Origin of the sequence: Pedobacter jeongneungensis, assembly GCF_000633455.1 — a bacterium.
Lineage (GTDB): Bacteria > Bacteroidota > Bacteroidia > Sphingobacteriales > Sphingobacteriaceae > Pedobacter > Pedobacter jeongneungensis_A.
The window spans coordinates 12,473-34,618 of the sequence record NZ_AYMG01000009.1 but is presented as its reverse complement, the minus strand read 5'-3'; the positions used below and the strand labels follow the sequence as shown (position 1 = coordinate 34,618).

Below are 22,146 nucleotides of genomic sequence, written 5' to 3'. Positions count from 1 at the left end.
GGGCACGAATCCCGATTCTTTCAATCGGGAGAGTAAAGTGTAGAGCAGGGCTGTAATAACCGATGAAAAACTGAGCCTCTCTTTCCAAAATAAATTTTAACACACTTTTTCAGCTTTCAACCGTGGTCTTTGGTCTTTCTGCTTTGACCTTTAAGCCTTTCCTCTTTAGTCTTTCAGCTTTGGTCTTTCTTTCCTATCTTCGCAACAAAATATTTGTATGTTTCCTACCGTTTCACATTTTTTAGAATACCTTTTCGGCATTAATTTACCGCTTCCATTTAATACTTTCGGTGTTTTTGTGGCACTGGCATTTGTGGCCGGCTATTGGGCTTTTACCAAAGAACTTAAGCGTAAAGAAGCGCTGGGCATACTTCATCCAATTAAAAAAACAGTTGTAATTGGTAAACCCGCTACAACATCAGAGCTGATTATGAATGGCCTTTTTGGCTTTGTTATTGGTTATAAACTGGTATATGCCTTATTAAATTACAGGCTTTTTGTAAGCGACGCGCAGGGCATACTCATGTCGGCTAAAGGAAATATTATCGGTGGTTTGTTCTTCGCTGGTTTATTCGCCTATTGGGATTACACTGAAAAAAATAAGCATAAATTAGATAAACCAAAAGAAACGTTGGTTACTGTTCACCCATATCAAACCATGAGCAACCTGATTGTTTGGGCCGCAATATGGGGTTTCTTAGGGGCTAAATTCTTTGATAATTTAGAATATTGGGATGATTTTGTTCAGCATCCAATCGAAAGGTTATTATCTTTTAGTGGCTTAACCTTTTACGGTGGTTTAATCTGTGGCGGTGCAGCAGTACTAATTATTGCTAAAAGAAACGGCATAAAACCCCTGCACATGCTTGATGTGGGTGGCCCGGGAATGATGCTGGCTTACGCTGTAGGTCGTATCGGTTGTCATTTAGCTGGCGATGGCGATTGGGGAATTGTAAACCTAAATCCGAAGCCTTTTTCTTGGTTGCCAGATTGGTTATGGTCATATAAATATCCAAATAACGTGGTAGGCGAAGGAATTCCAATTCCGGGTTGTAACGGTAAATTCTGTAACGAACTGGCCCAGGGTGTATATCCAACTCCAATTTATGAAGTCATTATTTGTTTCATTCTTTTTGCCTTTTTATGGAAAATTAGAGATAAAATAAAGGCACCTGGCTTAATGTTCGGTATTTATATGATTTTAAATGGTATCGAACGTTTCTGTATCGAATTAATCCGTGTAAATTCAAAATACCATGTTTTTGGTCTTCGCTTTACCCAGGCCGAAATGATTTCTACATTCCTTGTAGTTGGTGGGATTGCACTAAGTGCTTATGCCTTAAGGAACAAGAATCAACTGGCTTAAACCGTTCTTAAATATTCATTTAAAATCCAACAACAACTATGTTTGGTTGTTAAATAGCTATGAATTACGAATTACTATGCAATAAGGTGATATCGATTGTAAAGCTTACCGGAAATTTTATCCGTAAAGAAGCCATGCAATTTGATGCACAAAAAATTGAATACAAAGGATTAAATGATATGGTTTCTTATGTTGATAAAACAGCAGAACAGAAGCTTGTTCAAAATCTTGAAAAATTGATTCCTGATGCCGGTTTTATAACTGAAGAGAAAACCATCAGCAGGGCAGGAAAAACCTATACCTGGATCATCGATCCTTTAGATGGTACAACAAATTTTATCCATGGCATACCGGCTTATGGAATTAGTGTAGCCCTTTACGAAGATGGATTGCCTGTTGTAGGGGTAGTTTACGAATTAAACAGGGGAGAAATGTTTTATTCATACAAAGGCGGCCTGGCTTTTATGAACAAAAAGGAAATTAAAGTTTCTGTTAACCCTGATTTAAAATCAAGTTTATTGGCTACCGGATTTCCCTATTATCAATTTGATAAACAGCCTCAATATTTGAAGTTATTGGCCGAAATGATGCAAAAAAGTCACGGTGTACGCAGAATTGGTGCAGCAGCAGTAGATTTGGTATATACCGCCTGCGGACGTTTTGATGCTTTTTTCGAGTTCAATCTTCAACAGTGGGATTTTGCAGCCGGATGTTTTATTGTGCAGCAGGCAGGAGGAGAGGTATACGATTTCTCCGGAGGCAATGATTACTTTGAGAAAAGGGAAATATTAGCGACTAACGGTAAACTTACCGCTGAAATGTTAACTGCAATTAAGCAGTATTTTTAATCTATAACTCGTCATTGCGAGGTACGAAGCAATCTTAATGCGGGCGCTAGTAGCGATCGTTGTAAGATTGCTTCGTCTTACCTTCCCGCAATGACGACTTTTCTAATAGATTTCTCCATTCCGCTACGCTCTATCGGATAGAGACGAAGAAACTAAGCACATAAAAAAAGGTCCCGATTTACACCGGGACCTTTTCACTATATATGTACTATGAAAAATGCTTAATCTTAAAGCGCTTCAGAAACTACTTCTGTAACTTCAGGCACCATTCGCTGTAATAAATTCTGAATACCTGATTTAAGCGTAATCGTAGATGATGGGCAACCACTGCACGAGCCACGTAATTCTACAGTAACTACACCTTCATCAAAAGATTTGTAGGTAATGGCACCACCATCCTGTTCTACAGCCGGACGAACGTAATCGTGAAGGATCTGCTGGATTTTAATTTCAGTTTCCGAACCTTCAAAAGCCGGAGCTTCTTCAGTTGTTGCTTCTTTAATTTTTAATTCAGATTCTACCGCTCCTTTAACAAATTCTTTCAAAATGGCTTCAATATCTGCCCACTCAGCATCATCAGTTTTAGTGATGGTAACAAAGTTACTGGCGAAAAACACACCAGAAACAAAGTTGAACTTAAATAACTCTTTAGCAAATGGAGAATGTTCTGCACTTTCTTTAGTCGCAAAATCTTCACTGCCATTGATTAACAGCTTGTTTACCATGAATTTCATGGTAGCTGGATTTGGAGTCTGTTCTGTATATACGTTAATCGTCATGTCTTAATCAATTTGAATAAACAAAATTAACAATAAGTCATTAATAAAACCTTTAACTGCTGTCTGCTTAACGTCAATTTAATCGGCTTAAAAAACGCCGGTGTAATTGAAAGGGGTAATCGTTCTCAATTGCACTTTTATTTCTTCAGTAACATTCAGTCCTTCAATAAATTCTGCAATACTTGCCGCATTGATTTTTGAGTTTGTTCTGGTCAGTTCTTTTAAAGCCTCATAAGGATTTGGATAGTTCTCTCTTCTCAATACCGTTTGGATTGCTTCTGCTACAACTGCCCAATTATCATCTAAATCGGCATGTAAGGCTGCTTCATTTAACAAGATTTTATTTAAACCCCGTAGAGTAGAATTGATGGCAATTAGCGTGTGGCCGAAAGGAACGCCAACGTTTCTTAAAACGGTAGAATCGGTTAAATCTCTCTGTAAACGAGAAATGGGTAATTTAGCAGCAAAAAACTCAAATAAGGCATTTGCAATGCCTGCATTTCCTTCTGCATTTTCGAAATCGATCGGATTAACTTTATGTGGCATAGCCGACGAACCAATTTCTCCGGCTTTTATTTTCTGTTTGAAATAATTTTTAGAAATGTAAGTCCAGATATCCCTGTCTAAATCGATAATGATGTTATTGATGCGTTTTAGCGCGTCACATTGTGCGGCAAACTGATCGTAATGCTCAATCTGTGTGGTGTGTTGTGCACGGGTTAAGCCTAAAGTTTCGTTTACAAACTGGTTAGAAAAATCAACCCAGTTTACTTGAGGATAAGCAATATGGTGTGCGTTAAAGTTTCCGGTTGCACCACCAAATTTTGCACTGTTCGGGATAGTTTTTAAACTTTCCAGCTGAATGCTTAAACGTTCGGCGAAAACCAAAAATTCTTTTCCCAGTTTAGTAGGAGAGGCCGGCTGACCATGCGTATGTGCCAGCATCGGAATATCTTTCCACTCTGTAGCCAGTGCATATATTTTTTCGATCAAAGTATTAATGGCCGGATAGTAACTTTCGTTTAAAGCCAGCTTAATAGAATAAGGAATGGCCGTATTGTTAATGTCCTGAGAAGTTAAACCAAAATGGATAAACTCTTTATAGTTTTGGAGTGAAAGGGCATCAAATTTACTTTTAATAAAATATTCAACCGCTTTAACATCATGATTGGTTACTTTTTCGGTTTCCTTAATTTCCAGGGCATCGGTTTCTGAGAAATTTTCGTGGATTTTACGTAATTCGGCATAAAGATTTTTGTCAAAATTTTCCAAGCCAGGCAAGTTGATCTCACAAAGTGCGATAAAATATTCGATTTCTACAAAAACACGGTATTTAATCAGTGCTTCTTCAGAAAAGTAAGCAGCTAAACTTTCGGTTGTTTTTCTGTAACGACCATCAACAGGTGAAATAGCTTGTAGTGATGTTAAATTCATTATGCGGATTATATTTTTGCCGCAAATTTACTACAATTGATGGATTTTAAGGTCTTGATAAATAAAATAAAAAAAGCCTTAGGTTACTAAGGCTTTTTTGTAATGGTTAGATAAAACTATTTTTTAGTTGTATCAGCTTTTAGAGTGTCTTTAACGGTTGTGTCTTTTACAGTAGTATCTTTAACTGTAGTATCAACAACTGTAGAATCAACTTTAGATGAATCTGTTCCGCCATCTTTCTTTTCTGATTTACAAGCAACTACAGATAGAGATAAAGCCAGAGCTAAAAAGCCCATTTTGAATGCATTTTTCATTTTTTTAATTTGTTTGGTTTTAAAAATTAATTAATTACTAATTTATACAAAAAAGCCTGAAAAGTAACCTGCTATTCTTAAATAAAAAAGGTCGCGATGTAAAAATCGCGACCTTTTTTATATTATCTAGTTAAATTAACTAGTGTTTTACTTCTTCTTTAGTAGTAGTAGCTTTAACTGTGGTGTCTTTTACAGTAGAATCTTTAACTACAGTGTCAACTTTAGTAGTATCAGTAACAATTGTAGAAGAATCAGTAACTGTAGTATCAGCGCCATCAGCTTTTTTAGTTGAATCGCCACAAGCAGCAACTGTTAAAGATAAAGCCAGGGCTAAAAAGCCTAATTTGAATGCATTTTTCATTTTGATATATGTTTTAGGGTTAATATATACTATTAATACCCTAAATTTAAAAAGGTAACCCCATTATAGCCTGTAAAATAAAAAAGCCTCCCGATTTTTACATCGGGAGGCTTTTTTTATGTTAAGTTAGACTAGTGTTTAACTTCAGTTTTCTCAGTAGTAGTTTTTACTGAAGTATCTTTTACTGTAGAATCTTTAACTACTGTATCTTTTTTAGTAGTATCAGTGATTACAGTTGAAGAATCAGTAGCTGTAGTATCAGCACCTTCTGCTTTTTTCTCTGAGTTACAAGCAACAACTGATAAAGATAAAGCTAAAGCTAAGAAGCCTAATTTGAATGCATTTTTCATTTTGAATATTTTTTAAGTAATTAATTAATTTACCTGTTAATACCCATTACTGAAAAAGGTAACCCGAAAAAATAAAAAAAAATGAAAAAAAAATAAAAAAGGCTCCTGATGTGTAATCAGAAGCCTTTTTTATATGGTAAAGTTAGACTAGTGTTTAACTTCAGTTGTAGTAGTAGTAGCTTTTACAGTAGTATCTTTTACTGTAGAATCTTTAACTGTAGTATCTTTTGCAGTAGTATCAGTAACGATAGTAGAAGAATCAGTTAAAGTAGTATCAGCACCTTCAGCTTTTTTCTCTGAGTTACAAGCAACAACTGATAAAGATAAAGCTAAAGCTAAAAAGCCTAATTTGAATGCATTTTTCATTTTTGAATTTTTTTAAAGTAATTAATTTCTTATTAATGCCGCAAAGGTAGAAAGGTAACCCGATAATTTGAAAAAAAGTTGAAATATTTTTTTACCCTTTCCTTTGGGTTACCGTTTGGGGTATTTTGTATTAAGCAATTATAGTAGCTATAAATATTTTTTTGTCTAATATTGGGTTACTATTTACCGAAAAATGTATTAACTAGTGAATAACAGTTTAAAGGGTTCAGTTCCAACAGATAGAGAAGTTATTTTAGGTATTCTAAATAACTCTGAAGATGCACTTAACAAGTTATACAAGGCTTATTATGCAATGGTTTTGCAATTTATCCTTAATAATAATGGTGATGAAGACGATGCAAAAGATGTTTACCAGGAGGCCATTATTATTTTATATAACAAAATTAAGGAGGGTAATTTTGAGCTGAGCAGCAAACTTAAAACCTACATTTATTCGGTATGCCGCCGCATCTGGTTGAAGAAACTCAACCTGAACAGTAGAAAGGCCGGCAACATTACCGATTATGAAGATGTGTTTGCAGTGGAGGAAGATGTGGAGGAGCATGAAGAAAAAGATGCTGCATTTGTAAAAATGCAATCGGCACTCGATCATCTTGGCGAACCTTGTAAAACCATTATTCAGGATTTTTATATCCACAATTTATCCATGCAGGATATTTGCGAGAAGTTTGGTTATACCAATACGGATAATGCAAAAACGCAGAAATATAAATGCCTGCAACGGTTAAAGAAAATATTTTTTCAACCATAATAATTGAAATGAGAAACGATTTGGAGTTAGATGCAATTATTGAAGATTACCTTTTGGGTAAACTTAATGTACAGGAAACTGAAGCTTTTGAACAGTTACGTCGTAATGATGCCACAGTAGATCATAAAGTAGTTTCGCATAAGTTCTTTTTAGAATCTATGGGAACGTTTGCCGGGCAGTTGCGTTTAAAAGAACAATTGAACCAGATCCATGCAGAAATCGATGTGGAAAGCTTAGCTAACGTACTAAGGCCGCACCCATCAAAGGTGGTGCAGTTATGGCGTAAACATAAATCTGCAATTGCGGTTGCCGCTTCTTTTCTAGTGCTTTCACTGGTTTCTATTTATTCCATCCAGCACAGCAGTAAACAGGAAGAACACTACAGGCAATTGAGCAATCAGGTAAATAAGGCTATAAAAACACAAAATAGCCTGATCAGAAAAATCAATAATAATACCACCACATCTGATAAACCAAGTGTTCAGAATAGTTTTGGCGGTACCGGTTTTGCCATTTCTACCAATGGTTATATTTTAACCAATCTTCATATTATTAATGGTGCCGATTCTTTATATGTACAGAATAGTAAAGGGGAATCATTCAAAGTAAAATCGGTTTATACTGATCCTCAGAATGACATTGCGATTTTAAAAATCAGCGATAAACATTTCAGCAACTTATCATCTATACCTTATAGTATTAAAAGAAGCATGAGCAGCATTGGCGAAATGGTATATACTTTAGGTTATCCAAAAGATGACGCGGTATTGGGAGAAGGTTATGTGAGTTCGAAAAATGGTTTTATTGGTGATACCACTCAATATCAGGTTGCCATTTCGGTTAATCCTGGAAACAGTGGCGGACCAGTTTTAGATAACAACGGAAATTTAGTTGGGATTATCAGCGGTAAACCAGATCAAACAGAAGGTGCAGCTTTTGCAATTAAATCAAAATACATTTTAGAAGCCATGAGGGCGATCCCCCAGGATTCATTGGGAAGCAATAAGCTTTCTGCCAATAAAAGAAGCCTGCTTTCTGGCCTAAAACGCACAAAGCAGATCGAAAAAATACAGGATTATGTATTTATGATCAAAGCATACTAAGTTAAAACCCCCAAACAAATTAATATTGTTAAACCCTGTAGATCTAAAATCTTCAGGGTTTTTTATTGGAATTGTAATTTAGACGTCTTAAAATAATATTATGTCTATGTATTTACTATACTATTGATTAGATTTGTTTTAATCAACTTAAAAATTATCATATTATGAGCATAAGACTAGGCGATACCGCACCAAATTTTCAGGCTAACACCTCTATTGGTGAAATCGATTTTTACGAATATTTGGGTGATAGCTGGGGCGTACTGTTTTCTCACCCTGCAGATTATACCCCTGTTTGTACCACGGAATTGGGAAGAACGGCTGCGCTGAAAGGTGAATTTGAAAAAAGAAATGTTAAAGTTTTGGCATTAAGTGTCGATTCTGCCGAATCGCACAAAGGCTGGATCAATGATATTAATGAAACGCAAAATACTTCGGTTGAGTTTCCAATTATTGCTGACCCGGATAAAACTGTGGCCAACCTTTACGATATGATCCACCCTAATGCCTCAGAAACATTAACCGTTCGGTCATTGTTCGTCATCAGTCCTGATAAAAAGGTAAAATTAACGATTACTTATCCGGCCTCTACAGGAAGAAATTTTAATGAAGTATTACGTGTAATCGATTCTTTACAGCTTACCGCCAATTATAGCGTGGCTACACCAGCCGATTGGAAAGATGGGGAAGATGTAATTGTGGTGAACAGCATCAAAACCGAAGATATTCCGGCTAAATTTCCAAAAGGGCATAAAGTAATTAAGCCATATTTACGTACTACACCTCAGCCGAATAAATAATTTGAACAATCTGCTTTTTGAAACGCAACATTCTTGTTGAACGATCAAAAATTGGTTGCATTACAGGTTCAAATGGTTATATTTGATAGTTTTGTTTCAATATTAACGCTCAAACTGATTGTTTTTCTGTTTTAATAGTCAATTGGTTGAATGAAATGCTGATCAAAGCGTAAAAGGTTTATTTATTTTATACAATTTTTTATTTTTTTATGGCAACCGGAAAAGTTAAGTGGTTTAACACTCAAAAAGACTTTGGATTTATTGTGCAAGAAGACAATAAAGACTTATTTGTACATTTTAAAGATGTTTTAGGTGGAATCGAAAGCTTGAAAGAAAACGACACAGTAGAATTTGAAGTAGCTGAAGGCAGAAAAGGTTTACAGGCAGTAAACGTTAAAAAAGTTTAAGCAATCATATAACGATTATTTCTTCATCCCTACAAAAAGCCTTTCAAGAGAAAGGCTTTTTGTATTTTGCAGCGCCTCGTTTGTCATTCTGAACGCAGTGAAGAATCCCTAACGATGAAATGCTGGACTTTGGACTGAACTTTACACAAAAGCTAATTGTCATTATGTTGATTGTTAACTACTTACAGATTATTTATTGTATTCAGAATGACAGTTTGCAAATGTTATATGGATTGGTTTTGACATATTTTTTTTGAAAAGTAGTAGCTGTGGCACTTCGGTTCCTATAGTCCCGCCATTTGCTTAATCCCGATTGAGATCCTCTAAGGATAAAATATAATACTCAGATTGGGATAATGCTGTCTGTCGGGTTTATTTTACAAATAATAGTTGTACTATTTAAGCCAGCTAAACCCGATCTTAGCGAGATGCCGATATTTTCATCGGCAGAAGCGGGAGCGGGGCTGTGGTATCCCAAAGGCTTCTGAACCTGCTTTCCTAAAAAATAGTTGGTTTTTGATTTAATATTTTTTGTAGATGAAAGATTCTTCACTGCGTTCAGAATGACAGCCAATTCATTTAGAATAACAATTAGTAATACTGTATAATCGAAGCTTTTAAAATTACATTTTCTCCGTTGGCAATCTTTGTGAAAATCAAAAACTGCTCCTGATCTGCTTTGATTTTATATTTTTTTACCAGATCTTCAGGTTTTGCCGGATAATTCCTGACAATAACATTTCCTTTTAAGTTTTCCTGTTTTTTGAGTTCGCCAGTAGTTAAGATGGTCTCAATTTTAAATATCCTACCTGGGAAATCTTTGTTTATGGTGCTGGTGGCAAATAATTGCGTTTGTGGATGCAATTTTGAAAGACCATAAGTTGAGCCAATTAAATTAAAAGCACCTGATTTTAATAATGCTGCATCCGGCTCGTACAAATAATTATCTATGCTTAAACTTTCAGTAAACTGTACTTCTACATTAGCTGCCAACCGGTAAAAAAAAAAATCTTTTTCAACTCCGTTATTTAATGTTGCGGCAATAATTTTGGTGTCTTGATCAAATCCTTTGTCAATTATCCATAAAAGTTCTTTACACTCGTTTTTTACACTTACGATGTGTATTTCACTCACTTGGTTTAATTCGGCCAGTCCAGCTGAAATATCAAGCAATGGGGCGGTTTTGATAATAATCCTTGATGTTTTTTTTAATAATGCATCCAGGTTACCCACAATATCAGGTGTGCAATCTTTCAACATAAAAACCTTGCCCTTTTCTGCTCTCCGTGCCGGATCTACATAAATGGTGTCGAATGCTTTATCAGTATTTTGAATATAAGCAATACCATCCTCTGGCTTAAATTTGATATTTTTTAACTCCAGTGCCTGTGCATTGTGTTGCGCTATTGCCGATAATTCGGGATTGATTTCGCAATGGGTAACTTCTTGTACTTTTTTAGAGAAATAATAGGTGTCAATGCCAAAACCTCCCGTAATATCGATTAAAGTATTGCCCTTGGCCAGTTTTGATTTATAATTTGCAGTAATTTCGGAAGAAGTTTGCTCGATAGATAACGTTGGAGGGTAGTAAATATGCGCTGTATTAAACCAGGTTGGTAATTTCTTCTCCGATTTCTTTTTTGCGGTAATCTGGGTGGCTAATTCTGCCGAAGCAATGCCCTCGAACGGACTTTTAGCTAAAGCGATCTGATTTACATCTGCATTTAAGTTTGCGTTGATGTAATCTTGTACAGGGTTAGCTAAAAGTTTGTTGTTCATGGGGTTAATTTAGGTCGTTGCTTCAAAGGCTAAAGTACTATTGTCTGATTTCTACAAAAAGGTCGTCATTGCGAGGAGGAACGACGAAGCAATCTTTTATGTTCGCGAGCTCTGCTACAAAGATTGCTTCGCCGGCTGAAAAAGCCTTCTCGCAATGACGATCCTCAGAATGACAATATTTTTAGATTAATAATATTTTGGTTTTAGACGCTATTTTTCATCACCATCTGACAGGTATGGCGGCTTTTTACTTCGAGTAAAATATCTTTTTCAACGGTTACACGATCAATCGTCTGTTGGTTGTAATAACGGATGGTTACCAGTTCCAATCCTTTGTTGTATTTTACCGTAAATTCATCAGAAAGGTCTTTAATTAGTTTTTCAATCTGAACAGGATGATCATCAATACTTACCGAAAAGCTGATTGCAGAGTTAAGCATGGTATTGATTTTAATTTTATGCTTATGAAAAAGCTCAAAGATATTGCTCAGGTTTTCTTCAATAATAAAGGAATAATCTTTTGGGAAAATAGAAATTAATGCCTGGTTTACCTTAAAAATAAAAGAGGGGATAGGTAAAGGATTGTTTTCTTTGGTAATTGCTGTTCCTGAACCCTCTGGCTGAATAAAAGACCTTACAAAAAGCGGAATACCTTTGTTTTGAAGCGGTTTTATGGTTTTGGGATGGATTACCGTTGCACCATAATAAGTAAGCTCTATCGCATCGTGGTAGGATAGCTGAGCGATTTTTTCAGTCTCATCAAACCATTTTGGATCTGCATTTAATACGCCTGGAACGTCTTTCCAGATGGTTAAAGCCGCTGCATCCAAACAAGAAGCAAATATAGCAGCTGAATAATCAGAACCTTCGCGACCTAATGTTGTTGTATAATTTTCACTTGTTCCGCCGATAAAACCTTGTGTTACAATGATATTGTCGGTTAACAGCGGCACTAAATCTTTCTGTATAATCTGATTGGTTTTTGCCCAGTCTACTTTTCCTTCCTTGTAGGTATTATCGGTTTGGATGTAATTGCGTGCATCGGCCCAGAGCGCCTTATTTCCTGTTTCATTTAACCATGCTGCTACAATTTTAGTAGAAACTACCTCGCCAATGGATACAATCTGATCGTAAATATAATCCGGATTATTATCAGGTTCATCCTCAATCAACCAATCAATTTCGACAAAGGTATTGGCCACATCATCATAAACCGGATGGTGTTTGCCTTGAAAAAGTTCGTCTATAATGTTGAAATGAAAATGTTTAATTTCTTCGAAAATTGCATGTGCCTCATCATTTTGTGAGAGGAAAGCATATGTTAGGTCTTCCAATCTGTTCGTGATTTTACCCATGGCCGAAATTACGATCAGCAAGTTCCCTTTTTTGTAATCGCGAACAATATTGGCCAGATTTTTTACACCTGCCGCATCTTTTACCGAGGCACCTCCAAACTTAAAAATATCCATATTAAAATGCCTTGATTTGTGCTGTAGATAGGGCTGCATTTAACCAGCCGCTTTCTAAATTTGCTTTATATTTATTGTAAAAATTGATGGCTGGTTCATTCCAATCTAGCACTTGCCATACCATGCCACTGTAATTGCCGTTTTTGGCTTCTTCTATTACTTTTTCGAATAATATTTTGCCTAAACCTTTTCCCCTGAATTCTTCAGTTACGATAAAATCTTCGAGATATAACCTGCAGCCTTTCCAGGTAGAGTAGCGGGTATAATATAAGGCAAAGCCAACAATGATATGATCTACTTCTGCTACAAAAGCCTTCCAGACAGGGGTTTCGCCAAAACCGGCATCGATAAAGTGATCTAAAGTAACAGTTACTTCTTCTGGTGCGCGTTCGTAAACGGCAAGCTCATTAATTAATTCTAATATTCTCGGGCAATCTTCAGCGGTTGCAAACCTGATGTTAAAATCCATATTAATTGGCCGTAATGTCGTTTTTGAAATGTTTAATTATTCTTTTTCCGAAAATACTACTGCCAATGCGCACCATTGTACTTCCTTCTTCGATCGCGATTTTATAATCTGCGCTCATTCCTGTCGATATTTCTTTGAAAGCATCATCTTTACGGAAAAAACTCACTTTAATGCCATCAAAAAATACTTTTAGTTCATGAAACTCAACCGTAATCTGCTTTTCGTTTTTGGTATTGGTAGCAATGCCCATCATGCCCACTATACGGATATTTTTTAAAGCTGAATATTCTTCAGCACGTAATAATTCGATCACTTCATCAAAACCAAGTCCGAATTTAGTGTCTTCATCTGCGATGTAAACCTGTAATAAACAATCGATTACGCGTTTATTTTTTTTTGCTTGCTTATCAATTTCCTGAAGTAATTTCAAACTGTCCACCCCATGTATCAGTTTTACAAAAGGCGCAATATATTTTACCTTATTGGTTTGCAGGTGGCCGATCAGGTGCCACTCAATATCCTTAGGAAGCTGCGCTTCTTTATCAACCATTTCCTGCACATGGTTTTCTCCAAAAATACGCTGTCCGGCGTTGTATGCTTCTAAAATTGATTCTATTGGTTGTGTTTTCGAAACTGCAATTAGTTTTACCCCGTCTGATTCAACTTCGCTTTTATATTGTTTAAGATTATCAGCTATGCTCATTTATAACTATTTTTGGTAAAATTAATAACCTTGCCGCAATTTGGGCAAAAAATAATATTTTAATTAAGGATGAAGAGATTAATATGGGTTTTAATGACGGCTATATTATGGTTTGGCTGTAAGCCAGGTATACCTGATGACATTATTAAACCTGATAAGATGGAAAAGATTTTATACGATATGCATATTGTTGATGGCTACATTGCGAACATCTATGTGGTAGATTCGGCGAAGAAGGTGGCTGCAGCTTATTATAAAGGTATTTATAAAAAATTCGGTATAGATTCTGCAGCATATAATAAAAGCCTGATCTGGTATAATACCAATCCTAAAGAGCTTGAGGTGATGTATAAAAACATACAGAAATCTTTAACCCAGCAGAAAAAAGCTGTTGAAATAGCGGATAAGATGATCCAGAAAAAGAAATTTAATGCAGATTCATTGGTGATTGCGAAGAAGTTTAAGGCCGATTCTCTCGCGATCAGAAAAAAAATGAAACCCGATTCTTTATCGAAAGTAAAAGCTACGGCTCAAATTGCAAAAAAGAAAAAACAGGCCGATTCACTCATTAATATAAAGAAAACCGGAGCAATGCAAGTGGTATCAGCCCCAACTCCGGTACAGGTACAATAAAATAATATGTTATATCCCGATAATTGTTTAGAACGTTTAGGTTTTGTAGAGATCAGGCAGCTGATCAGCAAACATTGTTTGAGCCCCATGGGACAAACGATGGTGGGCAAGATGCAGGTGATGAACCGTTTTGATCAGATTGATAAATTTTTACGACAAACAAACGAATTCAAGAGTATCCTGCAAAATCAGGAACCTTTACAGATCAATACTTTTTTTGATATTAAATCACTGGTTGAAAAAATCAGGGTAGAAGGTACTTATCTTTTAGAAGATGAGTGGTTTCAGGTATATACTTCCTTACAGACCGTTTTTTCGGTGCTCCGCTTTTTTGAAGAAAGGGCTGAAGTTTACCCAACGCTCGAAGCTTTATTTGAGCATTTGCCCATCGAAAAAAACATCCTCCGTAAAATTGAAACGGTAATTGATGCCAAAGGCAAGATTAAGCCCAATGCATCGAAAGAGTTACAAGAGATTACCTCTGCCATTTCTAAAGCTGAGCAAGATGTTCGAAAGCGTATGGATTCGATCTACAAACAGGCCATTGCAAACAATTGGGTTGCCGATGGTAGTTTAACCATTCGCGATGGCAGGATGTGTATCCCGGTTTTAGCCGAGAACAAGCGCAAGCTTAAAGGATTTGTGCATGACGAATCTGCCACAGGGCAAACCGTTTACATTGAACCGGAAGAGGTTTTTACTTTAAATAACAAATTACGCGATTTAGAATTTGATAAACGCCGCGAAATCATTAAGATTTTAATTACGCTAACAGACGATCTTCGTCCGTATTCTCCATTATTGCTTTCTTACCATGGTTTCCTTACTAAACTGGATTTTGTGCGTGCAAAAGCATTATTTGCCTTAGATATTGAAGCCGAAATGCCTGGTTTATTAAAAGAACCTAAAACCAAACTGATCAATGCGAGGCACCCTTTATTATCAATCTCTTTTGCAGCCGAGAAAAAAAGTGTTACACCTTTAAACATTCATATTGATGCCGAAACGCGTGTAGTGCTGGTTTCTGGACCTAATGCTGGTGGTAAATCAGTTTGTATGAAGACCGTTGGTTTGTTGCAAATCATGTTGCAAACAGGTTTATTGATTCCTGTCGATGCCAATAGTGAAGTGGGTATTTTTGAGAATATTTTTGCCGATATAGGCGACGATCAATCTATAGAAAGTGATTTAAGTACCTATAGCGCACACTTGAAAAAGATGCGCTATTTTGTAGAACATGCTTCGCCAAAAACAATGGTGTTGATTGATGAGTTTGGTACCGGTACCGATCCACAGTTTGGCGGGCCAATGGCAGAGGCTGTTTTAGAGGTATTGAACAATAAAAAAGTGAGAGGTGTAATCACTACCCACTATTCTAATTTAAAGCTGTTTGCAGGGAATACACCTGGATTGGAAAATGCATCGATGCTTTTTGATAATGCAAAGATGAAACCGCTTTATATTTTAGAAATGGGCAAACCCGGTAGTTCTTACGCATTCGAAATTGCACAGAATATTGGTTTGCCAAAAGAAGTGATCCAGTTAGCCAGAGAGAAAACGGGCTCTAACCAAAATAGGGTAGATACTATGCTTGTTGATCTGGAGCGTGAGAAGAAAAACGTTTATGATGCGAAAGTAAGTTTGGCCAATCAGCAGAATAAAGCGAAAAACCTGGTTGCCGAAAATGAAAAGTTAAAAACATTTTTAGAAGAGAATAAGAAAATCCTGATTAAAGAAGCGAAGCAAGAGGCTCAGAATATCATTAAAAACGCCAATAAGCTGGTAGAAAATACCATTGCAGAAATTAAAGAGAAACAGGCAGATAAGGAAGTTACTAAAGAGCTCCGCCAAAACCTGCAGCGCGAACTGGTTAAAAATACTGTACCAAAGGAGCGTCCTAAACCGTTGCCAGTGATTGTTGGAGGCGAAATTGAAGTGGGCGATCTGGTTAAATTTATAGATAGTGAAACCATTGGTCAGGTTTTAGAAATTAACCGTAATGAACTGGTTTTGGCCATTGGCGATCTACGATCGACAGTGAAGAAAAACCGTGTACAAAAGGTAAGTAACCGGGAAGCTAAAAAAGTGATTCAAAGCAGCGCACATTCATTCGCCGGACGTATGAATGAGGCGGTATCAGACTTCAGGGCAGAATTAGATCTGCGTGGAAAACGCACGGAAGATGCCTTATTCGAAGTTGAAAAATACCTGGATAAAGCCATTATGCTTGGTTTTCCATCTATTAAACTGATTCATGGTAAAGGTGATGGGATTTTGAGGAAAATGATTAGAGAGTATTTGCGTAAATATAGCCAGGTGAATAGAATGGAAGATGAACATGCTGATAGAGGTGGAGATGGAATTACCTATGTGTATTTGAATTGATTTGAGATTTGAGATTTGAGATTTGAGATTTGAGATTTGAGATTTGAGATTTGAGATGTGAGATGTGAGATTGGAAAATCGATTTACTGTTTCGATTAGATTCGTCATTGCGAACTGAAGAAGGGGAATGTGCGATGGAGTGAAGCAATCTTTCTTGCTTGACGATAGGGTAATGGCGAACGCATTAAGATTGCTTTTAGTTGTGGTGTCGGATGTTACCATCCGACACTGAATCAAATTTTTTGGAAAATCTGTCAGATGGTAACATCTGACAGCACTTCTAAAGGTTTAAAAAACAAAACTTTATGGCCGCAACCGTGTTATTTCTAAAACGTTACGGCTATGAAAAAAATCTTACTCTGCCTTTTTGTGGTATTGGTTACCACAACTTGCAAAAAGACCGATAATGGTAATGAAGATCCAGGTGCCTTACCTGATGTCGAATTAAAAGCAAAAGTCGTTGTTTCTGGATTAAGTCTTCCGTGGGAAATGGTATACGGACCTGATAATTTCATCTGGTTTACTGAAAAAGCGGGTAAAATTAGCCGTTTGAACCCTTCCACAGGTCAAATTACACCACTACTTACCATTTCAGAAGTACGTACCAATGGCGAAGGAGGTTTATTGGGTATGGCCTTACATCCCGATTTTACTTCAAATCCTTATGTTTACGTAATTTACGGATATGGAAGTACTTATAAAGCTAAAGTAGTCCGTTATACTTATGGCGCAGGTAATTTAACCAGCCCGCTGGTTTTACTCGATCAGATTCCTGCGGCATCAATTCATAACGGTTCACGTTTGTTAATTAGCGGTGGTAAACTTTTTATCAGTACCGGCGATGCATCCGATACGGCCAACCCACAGAATATAAACTCTTTAGCGGGTAAGATTTTAAGAATTAATTTAGATGGCACCATTCCTTCAGACAATCCTTACCCAAATAATCCGGTATGGTCTTTAGGGCATCGTAATGCACAAGGTTTAGTTCAGGTGGGTAATAAAATATTTTCTTCAGAACATGGGCCAGATTCTGATGATGAAATCAATATTATTGAAAAAGGACGGAATTATGGATGGCCAAATATTAAAGGTTTTTGTAATGAAAGTGGCGAACAATCGTTCTGCAGTTCGAACAATGTAGTAGAACCTTTAATCAACTGGACGCCTACCATTGCGCCAAGTGGTTTGGCTTATTATAACAATGATTATATTCCTCAGTTTAAAAACTCGTTATTGTTGGCGGTACTAAAAGGAACTAAATTGATGCAGCTTAAATTAGATGATGCGCAGACTAAAATAACAGGTACAAAAGATTTTTATGTGAATACTTATGGTCGGATCAGGGCTGTTTGCCAATCGCCTGAAGGTAAAATTTATATCTGTACCAGTAATGGAAGTGATGATAAGATTGTAGAAATAGCGAAATAAGCTTATTTCTTTTTATTGCCAGGGCACTTTTTGCAACGTTTACCTTTTTTAAATTTTTCACAACATTTTTTGTGTTCAGCAGTACAGCTGAAAATAAAACCCATCCCTTTTTGAAATTCCGGATCAGTGGGTAATATGAATTGGCTTTCTTCTCTCTCGTAAATCATTGCAGTACAAAGGTAATGGTTATTTAGATTAATTCCAATTGATAAATATTCCCGAGAGATTTAAAATTATAATTGCTGCATTTCTGAAGGCAATTTGTAATTTAGCGAACTAACCAAAAATTCGTAAAATGATAAATAAAGTGGTATCTGGTGCTGAAGAGGCCATTAAAGATATATCAGATGGCGTAACCATCATGCTTGGCGGTTTCGGTCTTTGTGGTATTCCTGAAAATTGTATCAATGCTTTAGTAAATAAGCAGGTTAAAAATTTGACCTGTATTTCCAATAATGCTGGTGTGGATGATTTTGGTATTGGTTTAATGCTAAAACAGCGTCAGGTAAAAAAAATGATTTCTTCTTATGTAGGCGAAAATGCAGAATTTGAAAGACAGTTATTAAGTGGCGAACTGGAAGTAGACCTTATTCCCCAGGGTACTTTGGCCACCCGTTGCTTAGCAGCGGGATATGGCATGCCTGCAATTTTTACTCCCGCAGGTGTAGGAACTGAAGTAGCAGAAGGTAAAGAAGTTCGTAATTTTGATGGTAAGGATTATTTGATGGAATATGCATTTGACGCCGATTTTGCCATTGTAAAGGCCTGGAAGGGTGATACGGCAGGGAATTTAATCTTTAGGTCTACAAGCCGGAATTTTAATCCGGTAATGGCTATGGCGGGGAAAGTTACCATCGCTGAAGTGGAAGAATTGGTAGAAGCAGGTGAATTGGATCCTGATTATATCCATACCCCTGGTATTTATGTTCACCGGATTTTTCAGGGCAAAGACTACGAGAAAAGAATCGAACAGCGTACTGTAAGATCAAAATCATAATGAAGAAAATCATTGCAATTGAAGAAATCGGTATGTTTCTGCTGGCAGTATTCGCCTTTTCAAAGCTATCATTTCACTGGTGGGTATTTCCGGCACTCTTACTTGTACCAGATTTAAGTATGCTGGGGTATCTGGCAGGTACAAAAGCAGGTGCTTGGTGTTATAATTTATTTCACCATAAGGCGGTTGCAATTCTAACTTTCCTAATCGGATTTTATTATCAGGTACCAGCATTGCAGTTATCGGGCATTATATTGTTTGCTCATTCCTGCATGGATAGGGCACTAGGCTATGGTTTGAAATATAGCGATGCATTTAATCACACACATTTAGGCTTAATCGGAAAAAATAAATAATGGCATTTTCAAAAGAAGAGATCGCACAGCGCATCGCTAAAGAAATAAAAGACGGATACTATGTTAACCTTGGCATCGGCATACCTACGCTGGTAGCCAACTATATTCCAAAGGGGATTAATGTGGTATTGCAATCAGAAAACGGTTTATTGGGCATGGGACCATTTCCTTTTGAAGGAGAAGAAGATGCTGATTTAATTAACGCGGGAAAACAAACCATAACCACTTTACCTGGATCTTCTATTTTTGATTCGGCCATGAGTTTTGGGATGATCCGCGCACAAAAGGTAGATCTAACCATTCTGGGCGCGATGGAAGTATCCGAAAACGGAGATATTGCCAACTGGAAAATTCCGGGTAAAATGGTTAAGGGAATGGGAGGAGCGATGGATTTGGTAGCCTCTGCCAAAAATATCATTGTGGCCATGCAGCACATCAATAAGGCAGGCGAAAGTAAATTATTGCCAAAGTGTACCTTGCCATTAACTGGTGTGAAATGCATTAAAAAAATTGTAACCGAGTTGGCGGTTTTAGATATTTTGCCAGAAGGTGGTTTTAAACTTTTGGAGCGAGCACCGGGTGTGAGTATCGAATTTATACAGCAATCTACGGCTGGGAGATTAATTGTAGAGGGGGAAATTCCGGAAATGAGATTGGATTAATTTTGGTGGTTTGTGGGACACAAACCACCAATTAGAATGATCGTCATTCCCGCGCAGGCGGGAATCTTAATGGACCCTGTAAACCTATCAAGGCATTAGGATTTCCTATCAAATTGGGAGTGACAATGCCTCACAAAAAAGGAGTCAAGCTTTTAAAGCTTGACTCCTTTGATATTTACTGTATATCTACTAAAATACTATTCCTCAAATCATTCGAAATATCTTCTGTAATGGCGATAATTTCATCTGGCTCATTGGTATTATTCATCACTACCTTATTGCATTGCTCGCGGTAGGGTAGCAGGTATTCTTTATAAGCTGGCACTACATGGTTATGCCATTTGTATAATACATCTTCTTCAGGATAACCACGTTCTAAACCATCGCGTTTTATACGGCGGTCTAAAGCTACCTGCTCATCTGCGTCTACAAAGATGGTATGATCCAATAACGCAGCAATTTCTTTAAAGTGCAGGATGAAAAGGCCCTCTACGATAATAATAGGCGCCGATTTGATTTCCAATATTTTAACAACAGCCAGTGGATTATTAAAGTTATATTCTTTTTTGTAAACAACTTCTCCACTCATTAACTGCTTAATGTCTCTTAAAAACTGTTCGCTATCAATTGTTGATGGAAGATCGAAGTTATATAACTTGTTTTCTTCCTGTGTCATATCGCCGGCAGGAATATAATAATCATCCTGTGATACCAGGGTTACTTCATCTTGTTTAAAATGATGAAGAAAGCAGTTTAGGAAAAATGTTTTGCCCGATCCGCTACCGCCGGCAATACCAATTATAAAAGGCTTTTTGTTTGAACTCATTGAGCACTGTATGTTAAATTGCAGAAAAAACGTTTGTCTAAAGCACCTAATGAATCGGCTACAGCTTTAGTCATTACAATGATAACATCTTTTGTAGATTCGTTCTCTGTAAATTTACCAACAACTTTGGCAAAGGTGGTGCGGTTGGTCATTGGGTTGGTAATTTTGATTACCCTGCCCACAGGTGCCGTACGGTGTAAAACTAACATTTTTGTGCCATCAAGATCCTGATCAGCAATCCAAACTGCAGTACCTTTTTCTTCAATCTGGCTTAAGCCGTAAACACTTGGGTCGCGACGCAGTTTAGGGTCTTTAACCATTGTACTATCAGGCTCATTTCCCTGCTCTTCTTTTGAAGCTTCATTTACCGATTTTGGTTGCGGTGGTTTAGGGATAATCAGTTTTTGGTCTACTTTAATGTTATTGTCGTCCAGTTTATTTGCTGTTCTGATCTGATAAGCTGTTAAATTGTATTTTTTCGCAATAGAGAAAATGTTTTCACCAGTAGCTACAGTATGAATAAAACTTTCTTCTTTTGCTACCACAGGAATTTCTTTTGTTTTTGTTTCGGCCTGCTTTTCTTTTGGAACCTGAACATCAGCAATAATCCCGCCCGGAACTTTTAAAACCTGTCCGATGGTAATGGCGTTATCAGGAAGATTGTTCATTGTTCTGATCTGATAAGCCGTAATGCCATATTGCTTAGCAATGGTGAAAATGGTTTCGTTCCTTAAAACGGTATGCGTACCAGCTGTATCGCTGGATTTATTTTCTTGTACCGGCTTTTCTTCAACAGTAGCCGAAACTACTTTAGTTTCGTCGATGTTTTTTGTTGCCGGGATTTTCAGTTTCTGACCAATCCGGAGGTTATTGCCCGAAAGGTTATTGGCTTTTTTTACTTCTTCAACTGTAGTGCCATATTTCTCTGCAATTTTTCCTAAAAACTCTTTAGGCGCAACGGTATGCTCGATCATGGTTTGATCTGAAGATTGCGTATTAGCTAAGGGAGCTTCGGTATTACTTTTTGCTGGTGGAGTAGATGGACTAGCTGTGGCAGTTTGCTCTCCATTTTTTGCAGGGATTTTTATAACCTGGCCAATGCTTAGGTTGCTGCTTGTTAAATTATTTAAAGCTTTAATTTCATTTATTGTTGTGCCATATTTTTCGGCCAGCATGTTCAAATTCTCTTTTGGCTTAATGGTATGTTCTATTACATTGGCCGTTGAAGAAGTTGTTTCTGTATTGGATGATCCGCCGGATGCTGTAAAAGGAATATTTGTAGGGACTTTAATGATGACCCCAACCTGTAGGTATTTGTTTTCATTAAAAGCCATGATATCCTTTGGCGATACATTGTATCTTCTTCCGATGGAATAATAAGTGTCTTTTGCTACGGTTTGGTGAACGATCAGTTTTTTGCCTTTATTATTTTCTACACCGATAGAGTCTCTTGCTGTGTTGGCTTTGGCATTTGCAATATTCAGCGCAAATAACACTACAGCAGATAAATATATTTTATGCATTTATTTTTATCTA

Annotated in this window: 24 protein-coding genes; 12 read left to right on the top strand and 12 right to left on the bottom strand. The window is 36.9% G+C overall.

Translation table 11 applies throughout. The features are described 5' to 3' along the window. Positions 1 to 217: 217 nt before the first annotated feature. Positions 218 to 1,366 (top strand): prolipoprotein diacylglyceryl transferase, encoded by a 1,149-nt coding sequence (locus tag U859_RS0107930; RefSeq protein ID WP_025142870.1) that lies wholly within the window; start codon positions 218 to 220, stop codon positions 1,364 to 1,366. A gap of 59 nt (positions 1,367 to 1,425) precedes the next feature. Continuing rightward, complete coding sequence (locus U859_RS0107925; protein ID WP_025142869.1) at positions 1,426 to 2,214, top strand: inositol monophosphatase family protein; 789 nt, start codon at positions 1,426 to 1,428, stop codon at positions 2,212 to 2,214. Between the two features lie 227 nt (positions 2,215 to 2,441). Here the strand turns inward: U859_RS0107925 and U859_RS0107920 are convergent, their stop codons facing one another. The 6 genes from U859_RS0107920 to U859_RS0107895 all read right to left on the bottom strand — a co-directional run bounded on the left by U859_RS0107920 (position 2,442) and on the right by U859_RS0107895 (position 5,818). Then, positions 2,442 to 2,993, bottom strand: coding sequence for a NifU family protein (locus U859_RS0107920; protein ID WP_025142868.1), 552 nt, complete (start codon positions 2,991 to 2,993; stop codon positions 2,442 to 2,444). Positions 2,994 to 3,080: 87 nt separating this feature from the next. Next, the gene (gene purB, locus U859_RS0107915) at positions 3,081 to 4,427 is read right to left on the bottom strand and encodes an adenylosuccinate lyase (RefSeq protein ID WP_025142867.1); all 1,347 of its coding nucleotides are present in this window, start codon (positions 4,425 to 4,427) and stop codon (positions 3,081 to 3,083) included. Between the two features lie 116 nt (positions 4,428 to 4,543). Further along, positions 4,544 to 4,741 carry a hypothetical protein gene (locus U859_RS0107910; protein WP_025142866.1) on the bottom strand — a complete coding sequence of 66 codons (198 nt, stop codon included), beginning with the start codon at positions 4,739 to 4,741 and terminating at the stop codon, positions 4,544 to 4,546. Between the two features lie 139 nt (positions 4,742 to 4,880). Then, positions 4,881 to 5,102: a hypothetical protein gene (locus tag U859_RS0107905; RefSeq protein ID WP_025142865.1), complete on the bottom strand. Its 222-nt coding sequence runs from the start codon at positions 5,100 to 5,102 to the stop codon at positions 4,881 to 4,883. Positions 5,103 to 5,233: 131 nt separating this feature from the next. After that, positions 5,234 to 5,452, bottom strand: coding sequence for a hypothetical protein (locus tag U859_RS0107900; protein WP_025142864.1), 219 nt, complete (start codon positions 5,450 to 5,452; stop codon positions 5,234 to 5,236). Between the two features lie 147 nt (positions 5,453 to 5,599). Further along, positions 5,600 to 5,818, bottom strand: coding sequence for a hypothetical protein (locus U859_RS0107895; RefSeq protein ID WP_025142863.1), 219 nt, complete (start codon positions 5,816 to 5,818; stop codon positions 5,600 to 5,602). 205 nt (positions 5,819 to 6,023) lie between these two features. Here U859_RS0107895 and U859_RS0107890 point away from each other — a divergent pair, with 205 nt between their 5' ends. The 4 genes from U859_RS0107890 to U859_RS0107875 all read left to right on the top strand — a co-directional run bounded on the left by U859_RS0107890 (position 6,024) and on the right by U859_RS0107875 (position 8,900). After that, positions 6,024 to 6,590 (top strand): RNA polymerase sigma factor, encoded by a 567-nt coding sequence (locus U859_RS0107890; protein ID WP_025142862.1) that lies wholly within the window; start codon positions 6,024 to 6,026, stop codon positions 6,588 to 6,590. An 8-nt stretch (positions 6,591 to 6,598) separates the two neighbouring features. After that, complete coding sequence (locus tag U859_RS0107885) at positions 6,599 to 7,693, top strand: S1C family serine protease (RefSeq protein ID WP_025142861.1); 1,095 nt, start codon at positions 6,599 to 6,601, stop codon at positions 7,691 to 7,693. Between the two features lie 164 nt (positions 7,694 to 7,857). Beyond that, positions 7,858 to 8,493 carry a peroxiredoxin gene (locus U859_RS0107880; protein ID WP_025142860.1) on the top strand — a complete coding sequence of 212 codons (636 nt, stop codon included), beginning with the start codon at positions 7,858 to 7,860 and terminating at the stop codon, positions 8,491 to 8,493. Positions 8,494 to 8,702: 209 nt separating this feature from the next. Further along, positions 8,703 to 8,900, top strand: a complete 198-nt coding sequence (locus U859_RS0107875; RefSeq protein WP_025142859.1) for a cold-shock protein — start codon at positions 8,703 to 8,705, stop codon at positions 8,898 to 8,900. Positions 8,901 to 9,491: 591 nt separating this feature from the next. On the opposite strand, the gene U859_RS0107865 is transcribed toward U859_RS0107875, so the two are convergent. The 4 genes from U859_RS0107865 to U859_RS0107850 form a co-directional block, all read right to left on the bottom strand. Further along, the gene (locus U859_RS0107865; RefSeq protein WP_025142857.1) at positions 9,492 to 10,679 is read right to left on the bottom strand and encodes a class I SAM-dependent methyltransferase; all 1,188 of its coding nucleotides are present in this window, start codon (positions 10,677 to 10,679) and stop codon (positions 9,492 to 9,494) included. Between the two features lie 203 nt (positions 10,680 to 10,882). Next, positions 10,883 to 12,148, bottom strand: coding sequence for an aspartate kinase (locus U859_RS0107860; protein ID WP_025142856.1), 1,266 nt, complete (start codon positions 12,146 to 12,148; stop codon positions 10,883 to 10,885). A gap of 1 nt (position 12,149) precedes the next feature. Further along, the gene (locus tag U859_RS0107855) at positions 12,150 to 12,617 is read right to left on the bottom strand and encodes a GNAT family N-acetyltransferase (protein ID WP_025142855.1); all 468 of its coding nucleotides are present in this window, start codon (positions 12,615 to 12,617) and stop codon (positions 12,150 to 12,152) included. Position 12,618: 1 nt separating this feature from the next. Further along, entirely contained in the window at positions 12,619 to 13,320 is a 702-nt protein-coding gene (locus U859_RS0107850; RefSeq protein WP_025142854.1) for a YggS family pyridoxal phosphate-dependent enzyme, read from the bottom strand. 69 nt (positions 13,321 to 13,389) lie between these two features. Here U859_RS0107850 and U859_RS0107845 point away from each other — a divergent pair, with 69 nt between their 5' ends. The 6 genes from U859_RS0107845 to U859_RS0107815 all read left to right on the top strand — a co-directional run bounded on the left by U859_RS0107845 (position 13,390) and on the right by U859_RS0107815 (position 19,784). Beyond that, positions 13,390 to 13,953 (top strand): DUF4296 domain-containing protein, encoded by a 564-nt coding sequence (locus U859_RS0107845; protein ID WP_084153042.1) that lies wholly within the window; start codon positions 13,390 to 13,392, stop codon positions 13,951 to 13,953. Between the two features lie 6 nt (positions 13,954 to 13,959). Further along, positions 13,960 to 16,338, top strand: coding sequence for an endonuclease MutS2 (locus U859_RS0107840; protein ID WP_025142852.1), 2,379 nt, complete (start codon positions 13,960 to 13,962; stop codon positions 16,336 to 16,338). Positions 16,339 to 16,680: 342 nt separating this feature from the next. After that, positions 16,681 to 17,769 (top strand): PQQ-dependent sugar dehydrogenase, encoded by a 1,089-nt coding sequence (locus U859_RS0107835; RefSeq protein WP_025142851.1) that lies wholly within the window; start codon positions 16,681 to 16,683, stop codon positions 17,767 to 17,769. A gap of 295 nt (positions 17,770 to 18,064) precedes the next feature. After that, a complete protein-coding gene (locus tag U859_RS0107825) occupies positions 18,065 to 18,766 on the top strand; it encodes a CoA transferase subunit A (RefSeq protein ID WP_025142850.1) in 702 nt (233 codons plus the stop codon). Continuing rightward, positions 18,766 to 19,122, top strand: coding sequence for a DUF4260 domain-containing protein (locus tag U859_RS0107820; protein ID WP_025142849.1), 357 nt, complete (start codon positions 18,766 to 18,768; stop codon positions 19,120 to 19,122). The genes U859_RS0107825 and U859_RS0107820 overlap by 1 nt, the downstream gene beginning before the upstream one ends. After that, the gene (locus U859_RS0107815; RefSeq protein WP_025142848.1) at positions 19,122 to 19,784 is read left to right on the top strand and encodes a CoA transferase subunit B; all 663 of its coding nucleotides are present in this window, start codon (positions 19,122 to 19,124) and stop codon (positions 19,782 to 19,784) included. Before U859_RS0107820 ends, U859_RS0107815 begins: the two co-directional genes overlap by 1 nt. A 175-nt stretch (positions 19,785 to 19,959) precedes the next feature. Here U859_RS0107815 and U859_RS0107810 read toward each other — a convergent pair whose 3' ends face one another. Further along, on the bottom strand, positions 19,960 to 20,610 hold the full coding sequence (locus U859_RS0107810; RefSeq protein WP_025142847.1) for a uridine kinase: 651 nt from the start codon (positions 20,608 to 20,610) through the stop codon (positions 19,960 to 19,962). After that, complete coding sequence (locus tag U859_RS0107805; RefSeq protein WP_025142846.1) at positions 20,607 to 22,133, bottom strand: LysM peptidoglycan-binding domain-containing protein; 1,527 nt, start codon at positions 22,131 to 22,133, stop codon at positions 20,607 to 20,609. Before U859_RS0107805 ends, U859_RS0107810 begins: the two co-directional genes overlap by 4 nt. Between the last annotated feature and the right edge of the window lie 13 nt (positions 22,134 to 22,146).

Coding starts and splice junctions, on each gene's coding strand:
- U859_RS0107925 (WP_025142869.1), top strand. CDS start 1,426: ATGAATTACGAATTACTATGCAATAAGGTGATATCGATTGTAAAGCTT.
- U859_RS0107875 (WP_025142859.1), top strand. CDS start 8,703: ATGGCAACCGGAAAAGTTAAGTGGTTTAACACTCAAAAAGACTTTGGA.
- U859_RS0107895 (WP_025142863.1), bottom strand. CDS start 5,818: ATGAAAAATGCATTCAAATTAGGCTTTTTAGCTTTAGCTTTATCTTTA.
- U859_RS0107835 (WP_025142851.1), top strand. CDS start 16,681: ATGAAAAAAATCTTACTCTGCCTTTTTGTGGTATTGGTTACCACAACT.
- U859_RS0107810 (WP_025142847.1), bottom strand. CDS start 20,610: ATGAGTTCAAACAAAAAGCCTTTTATAATTGGTATTGCCGGCGGTAGC.
- U859_RS0107930 (WP_025142870.1), top strand. CDS start 218: ATGTTTCCTACCGTTTCACATTTTTTAGAATACCTTTTCGGCATTAAT.
- U859_RS0107860 (WP_025142856.1), bottom strand. CDS start 12,148: ATGGATATTTTTAAGTTTGGAGGTGCCTCGGTAAAAGATGCGGCAGGT.
- U859_RS0107850 (WP_025142854.1), bottom strand. CDS start 13,320: ATGAGCATAGCTGATAATCTTAAACAATATAAAAGCGAAGTTGAATCA.
- U859_RS0107920 (WP_025142868.1), bottom strand. CDS start 2,993: ATGACGATTAACGTATATACAGAACAGACTCCAAATCCAGCTACCATG.
- purB (WP_025142867.1), bottom strand. CDS start 4,427: ATGAATTTAACATCACTACAAGCTATTTCACCTGTTGATGGTCGTTAC.
- U859_RS0107865 (WP_025142857.1), bottom strand. CDS start 10,679: ATGAACAACAAACTTTTAGCTAACCCTGTACAAGATTACATCAACGCA.
- U859_RS0107840 (WP_025142852.1), top strand. CDS start 13,960: ATGTTATATCCCGATAATTGTTTAGAACGTTTAGGTTTTGTAGAGATC.
- U859_RS0107820 (WP_025142849.1), top strand. CDS start 18,766: ATGAAGAAAATCATTGCAATTGAAGAAATCGGTATGTTTCTGCTGGCA.
- U859_RS0107825 (WP_025142850.1), top strand. CDS start 18,065: ATGATAAATAAAGTGGTATCTGGTGCTGAAGAGGCCATTAAAGATATA.
- U859_RS0107910 (WP_025142866.1), bottom strand. CDS start 4,741: ATGAAAAATGCATTCAAAATGGGCTTTTTAGCTCTGGCTTTATCTCTA.
- U859_RS0107880 (WP_025142860.1), top strand. CDS start 7,858: ATGAGCATAAGACTAGGCGATACCGCACCAAATTTTCAGGCTAACACC.
- U859_RS0107905 (WP_025142865.1), bottom strand. CDS start 5,102: ATGAAAAATGCATTCAAATTAGGCTTTTTAGCCCTGGCTTTATCTTTA.
- U859_RS0107885 (WP_025142861.1), top strand. CDS start 6,599: ATGAGAAACGATTTGGAGTTAGATGCAATTATTGAAGATTACCTTTTG.
- U859_RS0107805 (WP_025142846.1), bottom strand. CDS start 22,133: ATGCATAAAATATATTTATCTGCTGTAGTGTTATTTGCGCTGAATATT.
- U859_RS0107855 (WP_025142855.1), bottom strand. CDS start 12,617: ATGGATTTTAACATCAGGTTTGCAACCGCTGAAGATTGCCCGAGAATA.
- U859_RS0107845 (WP_084153042.1), top strand. CDS start 13,390: ATGAAGAGATTAATATGGGTTTTAATGACGGCTATATTATGGTTTGGC.
- U859_RS0107900 (WP_025142864.1), bottom strand. CDS start 5,452: ATGAAAAATGCATTCAAATTAGGCTTCTTAGCTTTAGCTTTATCTTTA.
- U859_RS0107815 (WP_025142848.1), top strand. CDS start 19,122: ATGGCATTTTCAAAAGAAGAGATCGCACAGCGCATCGCTAAAGAAATA.